The 15,028-nt window shown below is 48.7% G+C and carries 12 protein-coding genes; 8 read left to right on the forward strand and 4 right to left on the reverse strand.

Annotated features, from left to right (window positions below):
- Positions 1 to 3: 3 nt before the first annotated feature.
- From L6H65_RS12930 to L6H65_RS12940, 3 genes are read right to left on the reverse strand one after another with little or no spacing between them, the layout of a single operon-like run.
- Positions 4 to 243 (reverse strand): hypothetical protein, encoded by a 240-nt coding sequence (locus L6H65_RS12930; protein ID WP_236342955.1) that lies wholly within the window; start codon positions 241 to 243, stop codon positions 4 to 6.
- A gap of 6 nt (positions 244 to 249) precedes the next feature.
- Complete coding sequence (locus tag L6H65_RS12935) at positions 250 to 1,455, reverse strand: Ger(x)C family spore germination protein (RefSeq protein ID WP_236342956.1); 1,206 nt, start codon at positions 1,453 to 1,455, stop codon at positions 250 to 252.
- A gap of 30 nt (positions 1,456 to 1,485) precedes the next feature.
- On the reverse strand, positions 1,486 to 3,084 hold the full coding sequence (locus L6H65_RS12940; protein WP_236342957.1) for a spore germination protein: 1,599 nt from the start codon (positions 3,082 to 3,084) through the stop codon (positions 1,486 to 1,488).
- 248 nt (positions 3,085 to 3,332) lie between these two features.
- Here L6H65_RS12940 and L6H65_RS12945 point away from each other — a divergent pair, with 248 nt between their 5' ends.
- The 7 genes from L6H65_RS12945 (at position 3,333) to lepB (ending at position 13,664) form a co-directional block, all read left to right on the forward strand.
- Positions 3,333 to 4,226, forward strand: a complete 894-nt coding sequence (locus L6H65_RS12945; RefSeq protein ID WP_236342958.1) for a helix-turn-helix transcriptional regulator — start codon at positions 3,333 to 3,335, stop codon at positions 4,224 to 4,226.
- 364 nt (positions 4,227 to 4,590) lie between these two features.
- On the forward strand, positions 4,591 to 6,516 hold the full coding sequence (glgB, locus tag L6H65_RS12950; protein WP_236342959.1) for a 1,4-alpha-glucan branching protein GlgB: 1,926 nt from the start codon (positions 4,591 to 4,593) through the stop codon (positions 6,514 to 6,516).
- Positions 6,517 to 7,062: 546 nt separating this feature from the next.
- Positions 7,063 to 8,223: a glucose-1-phosphate adenylyltransferase gene (locus L6H65_RS12955; protein ID WP_236342960.1), complete on the forward strand. Its 1,161-nt coding sequence runs from the start codon at positions 7,063 to 7,065 to the stop codon at positions 8,221 to 8,223.
- Between the two features lie 2 nt (positions 8,224 to 8,225).
- The gene (gene glgD, locus L6H65_RS12960; protein ID WP_236342961.1) at positions 8,226 to 9,338 is read left to right on the forward strand and encodes a glucose-1-phosphate adenylyltransferase subunit GlgD; all 1,113 of its coding nucleotides are present in this window, start codon (positions 8,226 to 8,228) and stop codon (positions 9,336 to 9,338) included.
- A gap of 146 nt (positions 9,339 to 9,484) precedes the next feature.
- On the forward strand, positions 9,485 to 10,945 hold the full coding sequence (gene glgA / locus L6H65_RS12965) for a glycogen synthase GlgA (RefSeq protein ID WP_236342962.1): 1,461 nt from the start codon (positions 9,485 to 9,487) through the stop codon (positions 10,943 to 10,945).
- On the forward strand, positions 10,930 to 12,906 hold the full coding sequence (locus tag L6H65_RS12970; RefSeq protein WP_236342963.1) for a glycoside hydrolase family 15 protein: 1,977 nt from the start codon (positions 10,930 to 10,932) through the stop codon (positions 12,904 to 12,906). Before glgA ends, L6H65_RS12970 begins: the two co-directional genes overlap by 16 nt.
- Before the next feature lie 92 nt (positions 12,907 to 12,998).
- Entirely contained in the window at positions 12,999 to 13,664 is a 666-nt protein-coding gene (gene lepB / locus L6H65_RS12975) for a signal peptidase I (protein WP_236342964.1), read from the forward strand.
- Positions 13,665 to 13,730: 66 nt separating this feature from the next.
- Here lepB and L6H65_RS12980 read toward each other — a convergent pair whose 3' ends face one another.
- Entirely contained in the window at positions 13,731 to 14,186 is a 456-nt protein-coding gene (locus L6H65_RS12980; protein WP_236342965.1) for a DUF6526 family protein, read from the reverse strand.
- 160 nt (positions 14,187 to 14,346) lie between these two features.
- Here L6H65_RS12980 and L6H65_RS12985 point away from each other — a divergent pair, with 160 nt between their 5' ends.
- Complete coding sequence (locus L6H65_RS12985; protein WP_236342966.1) at positions 14,347 to 14,979, forward strand: hypothetical protein; 633 nt, start codon at positions 14,347 to 14,349, stop codon at positions 14,977 to 14,979.
- Positions 14,980 to 15,028: the final 49 nt, after the last annotated feature.

The following is a 15,028-nucleotide window of genomic DNA, read 5'->3' on the forward strand; positions in this document are numbered from 1 at the left end:
ATTTCACTTTATCAAACCGATATGGATGAGAAAATCACTGAATGGCTTTAGTGCTATTGCGATCCAGCTCATTGGGGTGGGAATATTCAACAAAATGGATTTGGAGATGCTGATTCCAACACCAAGCAGGAGCAGAATCCAGAATGCCCACAGCTCTTTTTTTAGTTTCTTTTTTCGCAGCACGGGCACTTGAAGCAAGATGATAACCCCGGCAGCTGCAATAATTCCGGCTACACCCAGCATCGATCCCTATTCCTCCAACTCATTCAGGAACGAATTGCTTACTGTTCCCAGTCGTCTAATTTTGAAATCGACCTTAATCGTAACGGGAAGCTCTGGAAAGTATCGTTCCTCCCAGTCCTCTTTCATTGACTTCCAGGCTGCAGGATGGGCACGGCGAATGGCTTCTCCGAATCCGAAAATATCGACTTTGAACTCCTTCTGCATTTTTCCGATAACCGACTCGATGAAACCCTTAATCTTCTGCTCACTCTTCTTTTCAATCTCAGTAAGGGTACTTTGCTTCGTCAAATCCAGATCCCGGCAGCTTACTTCTGCAACATTTCCTTCAATATTTACGCTAATATCGATTGCTGGCTGTCCCTGATGAATGCGCCCCTTCATGTTTGTTTTGGTGCGAATGATTTCTGTAACGACTTTCCCTTCCCCGTCACACGGCACATGGCCAACCGAGCCTTGGACAAGCCCAAGGATATAGTTGTAGCCCCTGCTTTGATTGTCATTCAACCAGCCTTGCAGCTTGTCTCCTTTAAATGCGGCAAGTCCTGAATATTGCAATCTGCTGTAGGTTTCGATATTTTCTATATTCCTCTTCGTTTTGCCAAGCTTCTTATTTCCAGTAATCATAAGTCCGGTTAGGACGGGCTGCTTTCCTTTCAATGTGAAATTCTGAATTAATTCATCCAGTGTTACAGTTAAGCTTGGCGACCAGTTTTTCTCCGATGACTCCAATGAGAAATATAGTTTGTTGGAAGGAATATCCTCCAAAGGCGTCATAATCTTTAATACTTCCTCAGCTTTAGAGCCCTTTGTCACCACAATATAAAAATCCGTTCTGAACTCATGATCTCTGGAGAGAAAATCAAGAACAGGACCGATCCCTTCCTTGGCCAGCGCCTCATCAATGACGAACATTCTAAGATGGGAGAAATAGATTTTGCGCGGTGCTGTCCGTGTCATTTTTCTAGCCGCTTCGAATATAGTCTCAGCCTCTGCTGTGAATAAAGTGACAGGTGAGGCGGCTGTTCCACCCCGCTTGGAAGCTACTTCGCCAGGATCTACAACCTGAATGGATAGCCGGTATTTGTCGCCTTTCTTGTCAACTCCGGCACCGACAGCGATCGCGAGCTCATTCAATTCGTGTCTGCTCCAGCAGCCAGTTAGTGATACGATCAGCACAAGGATCAGCAGGATGCAGCTTGCTCGCCTTATCATGGTTCACATTCCTTTCCGGCATCTGTCTGACTACTCGTTGGATTTCTTGGGAGGCGTTTGTTTACTCCGCGTCGTATTCTGCTGATTGAGCAAACGTGGGCGGGTATTCAGCATCCAATGAGGGAGCCGCAATATGGTATCCTTCAGATCGGAAGGAACGAGCGGCCCAAGTGGACTCATATAAGGAATGCCGAATGTACGCAGACTGCACATATGCAGAATAAGAGCAATGATCCCCACAATAATTCCGAACAAGCCGAACGAAGCGGCAAGAACCATTAATGGAAACCGCAGCATGCGAAAGGCGATTGAAACATTATAGGCTGGCATGACAAAGCTGGAGATGGCTGTAATTGAAACGACAATGACCATAACAGCCGAAATAATTCCAGCCTCAACGGCTGCCTGTCCGATTACAAGCGTCCCGACAATAGAGACTGCTGATCCAATCGATTTGGGCATGCGTATGCCGGCTTCCCGCAATATTTCAAAGGTGATCTCCATCATGAGAGCCTCAATAAAGGCAGGGAAGGGGACACGTTCCCGCTGGGCAGCCAATCCGATCAGCAATTCAGTAGGCAGCATCTCCTGATGGAAGGTTGTAATAGCGACATAAAGGGACGGCGCCAGTACGGAAATGAAGATGCCGACATAGCGCAGAATACGGATGAAGCTGCTGATGTCCGCACGCTGGTAATAATCCTCTGCCGAGTGCAGGAAGGAGACGAAAGGAGCCGGAGCGATGAGCACGAATGGTGTTCCATCCACCAGAATGGCGACTTTCCCTTCAAGCAGCTCTGCGGCGATGACATCTGGACGCTCCGTGCTGTACAGAGTAGGAAATGGGGTGAAGGTTGCGTCCTGAATGAGCTCCTCAATATATCCGCTCTCCAGGATGCCGTCAATATCTATGCGATCCAGCCGCGCGTTCACTTCCTTGACAATTCCGTCATTGGCAATATGCTTGATGTACATCACAGCAATATCTGTTCTTGTAACACGGCCAATCTGCTTCGTCTCCACCCATAGATTGGGATCCTTGATTTTCCTCCGAATCAAGGATGTATTCGTACGCAAGGTTTCGGTGAATCCTTCACGCGGTCCACGAACAACGTTCTCGGTTCCCGGCTCGGCAACGCCCCGATCAGTCCAGCCGCGAGCGCCGGCAGATAGTCCCTGTGGCAGACCGTCAATTAGGAACACACAGTCGCCAGACAACATCGCGTTGTACAGCGCTTCAAAATTCGTTACCTCCTGAATCTCCGCGTTCTTGAGAACATCAGACTTGAGAATCTGCACGATATTGGCTCGTGCTGCTGAATCCTGTTCAAGCCTCTTGGTCAGTGCAGTGTCCATCATGAGCGATTCCATGAGGCCGATGATCACTTGTTTATCCACCAAGCCATCCGTGTACAGGATTGCAATGGGCAGCCCCCCGCCGGGGCCGGGGCCGATCGTTATTTCCTTGATTATGATATCAGTACTGTTGCCAAGTGCCTGCTTGACTTGCTTAATATTGTCGTTCAAGCTGACGCTCAAGGGCTGCCGAGACTGTGCGTTTCTTGTAATTCCGGCATCCGCTGTTGGAGCTTGCTTGGTCTTGTCTATAGGTGGTGTCCGATATCGCATCGTATGTTCCCCTTATGAAGTCATTATGAGATGCAGTATTACCGAAGGGAACCTCTCATAAACAAAACGTTCATCTACTTGATCAGGATATTCCATCGCGGCAAGACGATGCATGGCACATGGAGAGTGGATTCTCTTCTCCTCATAATTTGCACAAATTTTATGTTTCATGTATCGGGTTTGTTTGATAAAATAAACGGGCGGCTTTGACTAATTTGCTTAATTGCACACAACAGGGGGGCTAGCTTTTGTCGTCCAATCCGCTTCTTACTTTTATTTCGCCGCCATTGCCATATTTCATTGAATCCAACCGCACCATTTATCAGCCTGGCAGCGAGCATCCTAGCCGCCGCAATCTCGGTGTATTCGACCTGTTATTCGTTCACAGTGGAACCCTCTATATAGGGGAAGAGAATCGAAGCTGGACAGTTGGTCCAGGCGGGATGCTCATCCTTCGGCCAGACTGTATGCATTACTCGATTCAGCCATGCAAGGAAGAAACGATTATCGATTGGGTGCACTTTCAGACCGCAGGACCGTGGGAAGAGCTGCTGGACAATAGCTGCGGAACGCTTAGCGGTGATTATTATTCTCATGCAATTCGCTTGCCCAAGGCGATGACATTGCCTTCGCCGGAGGAGGCAATTGCGCTGCTCGACAAGCTTCAGGAAGCGGCAACGGGCACATCGCATGCTGCGTTCTGGCAGCGGCAGCATTGGTTCCTTGGTTTGCTGCAGCTGATGGACGAGAGCTGGCGGACCGATTCTGCCAAGGCTCCTATTGCTGTTGCAGAGGAAGCGGCAGCGTATTTGAAGCTCCACTATCGCAAGACGGTCACGAACCGGATGCTGGGTGATGCTCTCGGACTTCATCCCAACTATATTGCACGCTGTATGAGCGAAGTGTTCAATTGCACACCACAGCAATATTTGCATGCTTACCGGATGGATCAGGCCAAGCTGCTTCTCATGAAGACCAATTGGCCTATTGCCCGAATTGCGGAGGAGACAGGCTTCAAGCAAACCCCGCACTTCTCCCGTTCTTTCTCGGAATCGGTAGGTCAGGCGCCGCTTCTGTTCCGAAAGAAATTTACAGGCGGCACTGTATCGAGGAGGAAAACGAAGCTGGAGGGTGCGGATTAATTAATCCAATATATGGAAACGAACGATTCTGTAGTCCTTAGGCTGCCGGATCGTTATTTTTTTGCAAAAGGGACTTTCAACGAACCCATTTTCGGGTATTCATTTAAGAGACTTCCTCTCCGATAAAAAATAGGTATATTGAACCATCTTATATCCTTCAATGGAAGCAGCATCACTTTAATAAACCTCCAATATATATGTGATGGTGGGTTTGAGATGGCGAATCTTATTTAGGCGCAAATAGAATTGAAATATTCTGAAAATAGAGTGCCAACTTGAGAGTCTCAGTGTATAATTAAAGAAATCGCGCATTCATGTCAGGTAATCTGACATTGTATTCTTATTTTGGAGGTGTAGGCCGTTCATGGTTAACGCTGCATCAACTGGTTTATCTACGCGCGATTTGTATTTGTTTAATCAAGGCGAGCTGTTTCACAGCTACAGGACATTCGGAGCACATCCGATACGTTCGGGTGAGAAGCAGGGGGTTCGATTCGCTGTATGGGCTCCTCATGCGAAGCAGGTCAGAGTATCCGGCTCATTCAATCATTGGAACAGTGAGAATCATGCTATGGAACTAGTAGGAGAGACAGGGGTCTGGAGTCTGTTCGTGCCTGGGATCGGTCCTGGAGAGCTGTACAAATACGAGATCGAGACTTTAGAAGGCGACTGGCTGCTGAAGTCGGACCCATACGCATTCGGCGCTGAGCGAAGGCCGGATACGGCGTCTGTCGTTCATGATTTGACTGGTTACAAGTGGCGGGATGAGGAATGGCAGAAGCGCAAGGTGAATGGAAGTCCCTATAATGAGGCGATGACCATTTATGAGGTGCATCTCGGTTCCTGGAAGAATAAAGGAAAGGAGCAATTCCTGACATACGAAGAAATGGCTGGCGAGTTGGTGGAATATGTTGCGAGTATGGGCTATACCCATATTGAGCTGCTTCCGATTTTGGAGCATCCGCTCGATCAGTCTTGGGGCTATCAGGTTACGGGCTATTATGCTCCGACCAGCCGATATGGATCACCAGAGCAATTGATGATTCTAGTTGACAAATGCCACGAAAGGGGGATCGGAGTAATTCTGGATTGGGTTCCCTGTCATTTCTGCAAGGACGATCACGGACTTAGACGATTTGATGGGACGCCGATATACGAGGGAACAGATTGGAAGCGGGCGGAAAAGCCTATATGGGGAACACTTTCGTTCGATTTTGGAAAATCGGAGGTTCAGAGCTTTCTGATCTCTAATGCGATCTTCTGGATGGATGTGTATCATATAGACGGCCTTCGCGTTGATGCAGTGGCGAGCATGATTGACCTTAATTTCGACAAGCCTCCTGAGCTGCATACCTTCAACAGGCATGGGGGCTCGGAATATTTGGATGCGATCTCTTTGCTCAAACGGCTGAATGAGACGGTATTTCATTACTATCCGCAAGCGCTGATGATTGCCGAGGATTCCTCAGCATGGCCTGCGGTAACTTCACCGACATATATGGGCGGTCTGGGCTTCAACTTCAAATGGAATATGGGATGGATGAATGACATCCTCCGCTATATAGAGCTTGATCCGAATGAACGCATGCATCATCACAATCTTATAACCTTCTCGCTGGTATATGCTTTTTCAGAGAATTATATACTGCCGCTGTCGCATGACGAGGTCGTGCATGGCAAACGTTCGCTGCTGAACAAGATGCCCGGCACTTATGAGCAGAAGTTCGCTCAGCTTCGATTGTTCTATGGCTTCTGGATGACCCACCCAGGCAAGAAGCTGCTGTTCATGGGCGGTGAGCTGGGACAGTTCGATGAGTGGAAGGATGCTGAAGCATTGGATTGGATGCTGCTTGACTATCCTTTGCACCTGGCTATGAAGGATTATGTGAGAACCTTGAATACGATTTATAGCAATCAACCCCCGTTATGGGAGCGGGATTGCGACCCAGGGGGCTTCGAATGGATTGATGTGCACAATGCGGCCCAGAGCATGATCGTGTTCATGCGGCGAGGCCTTACAGGCAATCGGTTCACGATTACAATTTGCAATTTTTCTTATCAGCATCATGCGGAGTATAGGATAGGCGTTCCTGAATCAGGCGCTTACCGGACATTGATTCATAGTGAAGATGCCGTATTCGGCGGCTCTGTTCAGGAGGTTCCTCGGCTGCTGCGAAGCAGCGACATACCTTGGCATGGCAGGGAATATAGTGTTGCTGTTGAAGTACCGCCATTTTCTTTTCAACTTCTGACTTATGAGGGCGGGGCGGGTGTTGAACGACTGGTTTGAACAATGGGGCCGCTGCGCTGGGGGAATGTTCTTACGATCGCTGTTGTTCCCGGAATTCTTGAATTTGGTTTTTATAGGTGGAATTCCGGGAACAAAGGCGAACGCGTACGCTTCTCCAGAATTATTCCCCCTGCTCCACTCCGTTGTTCCTTCACCCCTTCAACTTATTCAGTGAAAAGGGCAACAGAATCTAAGAGCTAGTGAAAAGGGGAACAGAATCTAAGAGCTAGTGAAAAGGGGAACCGAATCTAAGAGCTAGAGAAAAAGGCAACAGATCAGATATCTAGAGATACAAGGCAAATAAATCGGTTAGCTAGAGATAGTGAGCAACCGATCAGATATCTAGAGATACAGGGCAAATGAATCAGATAGTTAGAGATATTGAGCAACAGAATCAGAAAGCTAGAGATATAGAGCAAAAAAAATCAGATATTTAGTTAGAGAGCAACTGTGGGATAGGGTGGAGGCTGCTGTGTTGCAAATTTGACTGACAGCTAAGAGGCTGCAATTTGGTCGCTGAAAGCTGCAGTAAGGGAGATGATGTCCATGGGCGGAAAAAGAATGGTAGCTATGCTGCTCGCAGGAGGAGAAGGTAAACGGTTAGGCGTCTTGACGAAGGACTTGGCCAAGCCGGCCGTTCACTTTGGCGGGAAGTATCGGATTATTGATTTCACTTTAAGCAACTGCGCTCATTCGGGCATCGACACGGTAGGTGTGCTTACGCAATATCAACCGCTTGTTCTTAATGGCTATCTCGGTATCGGAAGCCCCTGGGGACTGGATCGCCGCGATGGCGGCATGGCTATTCTGCCTCCTTATATGAAGCAGAAGGGCGGCATGTGGTACAAGGGAACCGCTAATGCGATTTATCAGAATATGGGTTTTATCGATCGGTTTGATCCCGAGTATGTGCTCGTTATTTCAGGTGACCATATCTACAAGATGGATTATGAGCTCATGCTGCAGAAGCATGAGGAACGGGGAGCAGATGTGACGATCGCTTGCATTGAGGTCGATTGGAAGGAAGCCAGCCGCTTCGGCATCATGCATGTTGATGATGAAGGATGGATTACGGATTTCGAAGAAAAGCCTAAAGTGCCCTCAAGCAATCTGGCTTCAATGGGTATCTATATTTTTTCATGGTCTGTGCTGCAGAAGTATCTGATTCAGGATGAGGCGAATCGACTGTCGGGCAATGACTTCGGAAAGGATGTCATTCCGGCAATGCTGCAGGACAATGTGAAGCTCAATTCCTATACCTTCAACGGTTATTGGAAGGATGTCGGAACGCTTGAGAGCTTGTGGGAAGCGAATATGGATCTGCTGTCGGATGAGCCGGCATTGGATTTGAATGATAGCAGCTGGCGGATTTATTCGGTAAATCCGAATCGGCCAGCACAATTTATTGCGCCAGGCGCAGTGATAAACGACTCTCTTATAACGGAGGGTTCTATTGTAGAAGGCCAAGTGAATCGTTCTGTTTTGTTCCACGGGGTCGATGTGGGAGAGGGCAGTTTAATTCAAGAATCGGTCATTATGCCCAATGTGCGGATTGGCAAGGATGTTAAGATTTATCGGACAATTATTGGCGAGGGCACGATTATTGCAGACGGTGTGACGCTCGGCAGTCCTGAGAGCAAATCTGTTGCCGTTATCGGCAATGACGAATATATCGCAACGAGTCAATCGCTTCAGGAGGTGGAGTAGCCATGAATACAAATGTACTCGGCGTCATTAATTTAATTCATGAATCCGATGAGTTGGAATCACTCACAGCAGGACGCTGTTTGGCTACTGTGCCATTCGGAGCTCGCTACCGTTTGATTGATTTCACTCTGTCGAGCATGGTTAATTCAGGTATTTCGAAGGTAGCGGTATTCGCTCATACGAAGTACCGTTCGCTTATGGATCACCTTGGCTCTGGCAAGCATTGGGACTTGCATCATCGGCAGAGCGGGCTGTTTATGCTTCCTCCGATTACGGATGATGTGAATGAGGTGCAACGCGGAGACCTGTTCCATTTCTATCAGCATCGTGATTATTTCACGCGCAGCTCGATGGATTATGTCGTCATTACGCGCAGCCATATGGTGTGCAATATTGATTTTGCCCCTATCATTGCGCAGCATAAGGAAAGTCGGGCAGATATTACGGTCATCTGCAAGGAACAGTCTGAGCTGATGCATGGCAAAGCCCGCAAGGTGCAAGTGAACGCAGATGGGCGAATTACGGCGATGCAGGATCATTATGGCCGTATGACAGGCGATCTGGTATCCATGGAAATGTATGTCATGCGCAAGGAGCTGCTGCTGGAGCTGGTGGAGACGTCTCTTGCCCAAGGGCAGGATCATCTGGTCCGTCATGCAATAATGTCGCGGTTAGACGTGCTTAACATTCAGAGTTATATGTACGAGGGATATCTTGGTGTTGTCAATACTGTATCCAGCTACTATCAGAATAGCATGCAGCTGCTGAATCCTGGCGTATGGCGCAATCTGTTCAATGAGCCTGGCCCTATCTATACGAAGGTTAAGGATGAGCCACCGGCCCGCTATACGACGGGAGCCCAAACGAGCAATTCAATTATCGCCAATGGCTGCATCATCGAGGGTACTGTGGAGAACAGCATACTATTCCGCGGCGTCCATGTTCGCAAAGGTGCGGTCGTGCGCAACAGCATCGTCATGCAGAATGGCGATATCGGCGAGAACAGCAATGTGAATTGCGTTATTCTGGATAAGGATGTCAGCATTGTGGAGGGGCGTGAGCTTCGCGGAGCAGAGCTGTCGCCATTCCTGGCGATGAAGCGCAAGGTCATCTGAGAATGAAGCGCAAGTTCATCTGAGAATGAAGCACAAGTTCATCTGAGAATGAAGCACAAGTTCATCTCAGATACGGAAAGTCATAGACAGAGAGCGGCGTAATGACGCTGGATGAGGTCAATGCTCGCTGCACAGGAGGGGAAACCATGAAGCTGTTATTTGCCGCATCGGAGGTAGTGCCGCTTGTGAAGACAGGCGGTCTGGCCGATGTTGCCGGATCACTGCCTAAAGCGCTGACGGAGCTTGGAGCGGAGATCAGAATTATTCTTCCCAAGTATGAAGCCATTCCGGAATCGTATGCGAAGCAGTTTGAGACGATCGCGACATTCACCGTTCGCATTGGCTGGCGGAAGCAATATTGCGGCTTGCTAAAGGCGGAGATCGACGGGATCATCTATTATTTGATCGATAATGAGTTTTACTTCAGGCGTGGCGGGTTGTATGGGTACGGCGATGATGCCGAACGGTTCGTGTTTTTCTGTTCAGCTGTCGTTGAATCGCTGTTTCATATGGATTATAAGCCTGATATTATACATTGTCATGACTGGCAGACAGGGCTAATACCTTTTCTGCTGCGGACGCGATATGCGAATGATCCTGTCTGCCGCCATATAGCGACTGTTTATACGATACATAATTTGAAGTATCAAGGCGTGTTTGGCAAGGAGCTGCTTAAGGAATTGCTTAATTCCGGCGACGAGCTGTTCGGCTCGGAAGGCATCGAATTTCACGGTGCTGGCAGCTGTATGAAGGGCGGTCTCGTATACTCGGACAAGCTGACAACGGTAAGCCCGACATATGCGCAAGAAATTCAGACCGAGCATTATGGCGAGCGGTTGGATGGGCTGCTGCGCTGGCGTTCCCAGGATTTGATCGGCATTGTGAACGGAATTGATACCGATTCCTTCGACCCGATGAATGATCCGGCGATAGAAGTGCCATATCGGGATGCGATTGCCCGCAAACGCAAGAACAAGCTGGCTCTGCAGCGCGAGATGGGGCTTCAAGAATCGGAGTCAACGCCGCTTATCGGAATTGTATCCCGACTTGTAGATCAGAAGGGCTTCGATCTTATCGAGGCTGTGCTGGATTCTATTGTGAGCGCTGATGTTCAGCTTGCCGTAATCGGCTCCGGGGATTGGCATTATGAGGAGATGTTCCGTAGGGCGGCTGAGAGACAGCCGAACAAGGTGGCGGTATGGTTCGGCTTCAATGATGCGTTAGCCCGCAGAGTTTATGCCGGATGCGATATGTACCTCATGCCTTCACAGTTTGAGCCATGCGGCTTAAGTCAGCTGATTGCGCTGCGCTATCGCTCTGTTCCTATTGCGCGTGAAACGGGGGGGCTGAAGGATACGGTTACCCCTTACAACGAATTCACAGGCAGCGGGAATGGGTTTACCTTCACGAATTATAACGCGCATGATATGTTATTCACCATTGAGCGGGCGATTGCGTTCTATAATAATGAGGATGCATGGAAGCAAATTGTAGCCAATGGCGCAAAGGATGATTATAGCTGGAAGCAATCAGCTAAATCTTATATGTCCATATACTCTGAACTTTTGTCCAACCGAAAGGAGAATAACTCATGGCCCGTCATCTAGTCATCGGCAACGGTAAACTTCTGGTCAATCTGGACCGCCACTGCTACATCCGAGATATTTATTATCCATTTGTAGGTCAACTCAATCATGTAGGAGGGCAATATTGCCGGTTCGGCATCTGGGTTGGCGGTCAATTCTCCTGGTTGGAGAATCCGGAGTGGAAGTTTGATCTGGGCTATATTGAGGATTCACTGGTCACAAACATCGTCGCCAGAAATGAACGTCTCGGCGTCGAATTGCACATCAATGACGGCATTCATCAGCGGGAGTGCATCTACCTCAAGCGGGTTGTCGTGCGCAACTTAAACTCTGAGGCGAGAGAAGTCCGGTTATTTTTCAATCAGGATTTGATGATTGACGGCTCTGAGGTCGGCGATACGGCGGCTTATTATCCAGAGAACAATACGGTATTCCATTATAAGCGTTCCTCCTACTTTATGTTCAACGGCTTCTCTGATGAAGGCGGCATAAAGGAGTATTCGACGGGCATTAAGCGATTCCATCACGCAGAGGGCACGTGGCGCGATGCCGAGGATGGAATATTGATGGGGAATACGATAGCCCAGGGCTCCGTAGACAGCACCATCAGCTTTCATACTGTCGTCCCGCCCCATGGAGAGAAATCGGTCTATTACTGGATGTCGATCGGCAAGGATCTCGAAGAGGTTAAAGCGCTGAACAAATATGTTCAGGACACCAATCCGGAGAAGCTGCTCAGCCGCATCGTTATTTATTGGAAGCATTGGCTGCATCGCGCGGAGAACAATCTGGGCGATCTGCCGCCAGAGGTTGAGCGCATGTTCCGTCAGAGCCTGCTTATCGTACGTACGCAAACGGATGAGCGCGGAGCGATTATTGCGGCGAATGATACCGATATTTTGCAGTACAATCGGGATCATTACAGCTATATGTGGCCGCGCGATGGCGCATTGATCGCAGAGGCGATGTCGCTTGCCGGATTTCAGAGCGTAATTGCGCCATTCTTCCAATTCTGCGAACGGACGCTGTCTCCTGACGGCTATCTGTATCACAAGTACAATCCGGACGGAACCGTAGGTTCGAGCTGGCATCCTTATGTGGTGCAGGGGAATGAGCGACTGCCGATTCAAGAGGATGAGACCGCGCTCGTCCTGTTCGCGCTGTGGAAGGATTATATGCGCAATCAGGTCATTGAGCTGCCCCAGTCCTTGTACAATAATTTGATCCGCAAGGGAGCGGCTTTCTTAAGCTCGTATGTGGAGGACAGTCTGTCCCTGCCTAAGCCGAGCTATGATTTATGGGAGGAGCGCTACGGCATCTGGACGTATACCGTTGCTTCCGTCTATGGCGGACTGATGGCTGCAGCCTTTTTCACAGAGCTGTTTGGCGATTATGAGCGAAGCGATCATTTCCGCAATACGGCTCAAACGATTAAGCAGGGCATGCTGACTCATCTATGGGATGAGGAATCGGGCAGATTCGCCCGAGGATTGATCCAGACCGACAATGGTTGGGAAAAGGATATGACGCTGGAGAGCAGCATGTTTGGCATCTGGGAGTTCGGCGTCCTGCCAGTGGATGACAGCCGCGTCATACGGACGATGGAGGCCATCAAGCAAGGGCTGACGATTCGTACAGGCGTTGGCGGGGTGGCCCGCTATACGAATGACTATTACTTCCAGCAATCTGGCGATATTGAGAATGTGCCCGGCAATCCATGGATTATATGCACGCTGTGGATAGCGAATTTCGAGATTGAGTCAGCGAAAAGCTTGGCGGACCTGGTCAGACCGCGCGAGACGCTGCAATGGGTTGTAGAGCATGCATTGTCCAGCGGACTGCTGCCAGAGCAGTTGAATCCGCATGATGGAAGCCCGCTCTCAGTTGCGCCGCTTACGTGGTCGCATGCTACCTTCGTGCAATGCGTGAGCAAATATTCGGCCAGATATGCAGAGCTGTCGGCTGCTGCAGCGCAATCATAGAATGCGGTAAGGGATAATAGCTGCTTCCGGCAGCTCATTGGCTTGAAGCTGATGGGCTTGCTGGGGCGGCTTTTTTTAAAGGGGGAGGCATAATGGTAATAGTAAGAAAACTTTGTGCGATCACGGTTTTGATTGTCCTTATTTTAGCGGGATGTACGAACCAGAATACGATCGTGGATACAAGGAATCTCGTGGAAATCAAGACGATAGATAAGAAGGATGAGGATATTGTTATTTTCTACAGGAATGATGGAATGGCAAGAAAGAAGCTTGAATTTATTGATAGAAAGATTGTAGTAGAACCGGATTTCTACCAGAACAATGCACTGCAACGCGGAGATGTTATCTCCTTTACAGTTCCATCAACTAAGGATACGGACGGAAGCGAGGATACGGACGAAAGCAAGAATTCGGAAAACGAGATTTCGCGAGTCATTGCCTTGGAAGGAGAGAGGGTTTCGATAAGTGAGGGACAAATCTATATTAACAACAGCAAATTAGATACCTTCTATGGGAAGCTTCTTGCCGGGGGCATGGATGCAGAGGAGTTTAATGCTTTAGCTGATATCAATTGCGATGAAGCATGCAGAGATACGCACAAGAAATATTTTGATACGGATATGGAGGAAATTGAAGTCCCAGCGGGTTTCGTATATGTATTGGGCGATAATGCGTTAAGGAGCAGGGGGAGTCTTAATTTTGGGCCATTGCCTGCCGCCAATATTAGAGGGAAAGTACTCGGATACTTGGCCCCATAGATAAATGTGACGGAAGATTGTGAGGTCAGTGAGCTCCCAATCTTCCGACAATGGGCTGCGTACGCGCTATACGCGGTAGTCGTCGCTCCTCCAGGATGTGATGGACTTCTTGATCGCATCGGTAGATAAGCCCTCTTCAGCAGCGCGAAGCGCTAGTGACGGATATTCGTTATCTGATGCGAAGCGCAAGGCGACGATCTGCTTGATCGACAGTCGGGGATCAATAGGCTTGCCGGTCAGTATGAAATGACGAAGCTGCTCCTCTGCTCGAATGGCGCGATCCTGAACCTTGGTAGCATATTGGCGAAGACGCGCAAGCGTAATAATCGCGATGAAAGAGAAGATTACTAAAAGAAGCGGTTGCGCCAATGAAATGCTGTCTGACAAGGCGGCTATGAGCAGATAAAGAGACAGAATGATCGAAGCAACTGTAAGTAATGACAACCCGAAGTGATAGAGAGGGTCCAACCGTTTGTGATTGGCATAGGATTGACTCGGGGTGTTCGATTGCTGCTGTGGCATCTTGAATGTCGCCTCCTGAGATTTTATGGATAATATTTACTGGTATTTTATTCGTCGGGGAGGATGTAAATACCTCTTTTTTGGTGGTGCGCACAAGTATCGAATTCTACGAGAATAGATGTTATACATTAGGCGGCTAATAGGAGTAGGAGGATTGCGCTTGCGGAGATCATATATTGTTTTTTGTATTCTATTTTTTCTGGCAGGCTGCTCGACTGCAGATGTGAATACACATCAGATCGAGCAGCCGGATACGGCAGCAGCTAACCTCGATAAGGTGATCGCTGACCCGCCCGTGCAGGAAGCAGCGCCAGATGCTGCAGCGGGTACAGATGGCTCCTTAACAGCAAGGGATGAGAATATTGCTTATATCAATCGCAAGCTATCATTCACATTAGAATTCCCGGCAGCATGGCGTGAATATTACAATATTTATGAACGAGAAAACGGGATTGACATCTACTTTATCGGCCAAAGCCAGACCAGCAAGTATGTAGACGAGGAGCAGCCTTCTGTTCAAGGTTTATACTTCTTCTCGATAGCGACTGAAGCGTCCATTGAAGAAGACAGAGAATTTCTAGATGGTGTCACTGAGATTGGTGGGGTCAACGGAACCGCCTTTGTTGCCTATTCAGCGACCGATTGCTCCATATGCATCCTTGTTGAGGAAGAGACCGACACCGTAGAGCATGCACGCATGCAGTCTGATTGGGAACAGGCTAGCAGAATGTCTGAGGAAAAGGAACATGTGCTGCAGTCATTTCGCGCTTATTCCGTGGAAGAAGACGAATAGCTCTAGCTCTGAGAATAGATACAAGCAGGCGGCAGGTCGATCCTTATTG

This window comes from Paenibacillus plantiphilus (assembly GCF_927798095.1).
In the GTDB taxonomy this organism is placed as follows: Bacteria; Bacillota; Bacilli; order Paenibacillales; family Paenibacillaceae; genus Paenibacillus_Z; species Paenibacillus_Z plantiphilus.

Coding starts and splice junctions, on each gene's coding strand:
- L6H65_RS12930 (WP_236342955.1), bottom strand. CDS start 243: ATGCTGGGTGTAGCCGGAATTATTGCAGCTGCCGGGGTTATCATCTTG.
- L6H65_RS12935 (WP_236342956.1), bottom strand. CDS start 1,455: ATGATAAGGCGAGCAAGCTGCATCCTGCTGATCCTTGTGCTGATCGTA.
- L6H65_RS12940 (WP_236342957.1), bottom strand. CDS start 3,084: ATGCGATATCGGACACCACCTATAGACAAGACCAAGCAAGCTCCAACA.
- glgB (WP_236342959.1), top strand. CDS start 4,591: ATGGTTAACGCTGCATCAACTGGTTTATCTACGCGCGATTTGTATTTG.
- L6H65_RS12955 (WP_236342960.1), top strand. CDS start 7,063: ATGGGCGGAAAAAGAATGGTAGCTATGCTGCTCGCAGGAGGAGAAGGT.
- glgD (WP_236342961.1), top strand. CDS start 8,226: ATGAATACAAATGTACTCGGCGTCATTAATTTAATTCATGAATCCGAT.
- glgA (WP_236342962.1), top strand. CDS start 9,485: ATGAAGCTGTTATTTGCCGCATCGGAGGTAGTGCCGCTTGTGAAGACA.
- L6H65_RS12970 (WP_236342963.1), top strand. CDS start 10,930: ATGGCCCGTCATCTAGTCATCGGCAACGGTAAACTTCTGGTCAATCTG.
- lepB (WP_236342964.1), top strand. CDS start 12,999: ATGGTAATAGTAAGAAAACTTTGTGCGATCACGGTTTTGATTGTCCTT.
- L6H65_RS12980 (WP_236342965.1), bottom strand. CDS start 14,186: ATGCCACAGCAGCAATCGAACACCCCGAGTCAATCCTATGCCAATCAC.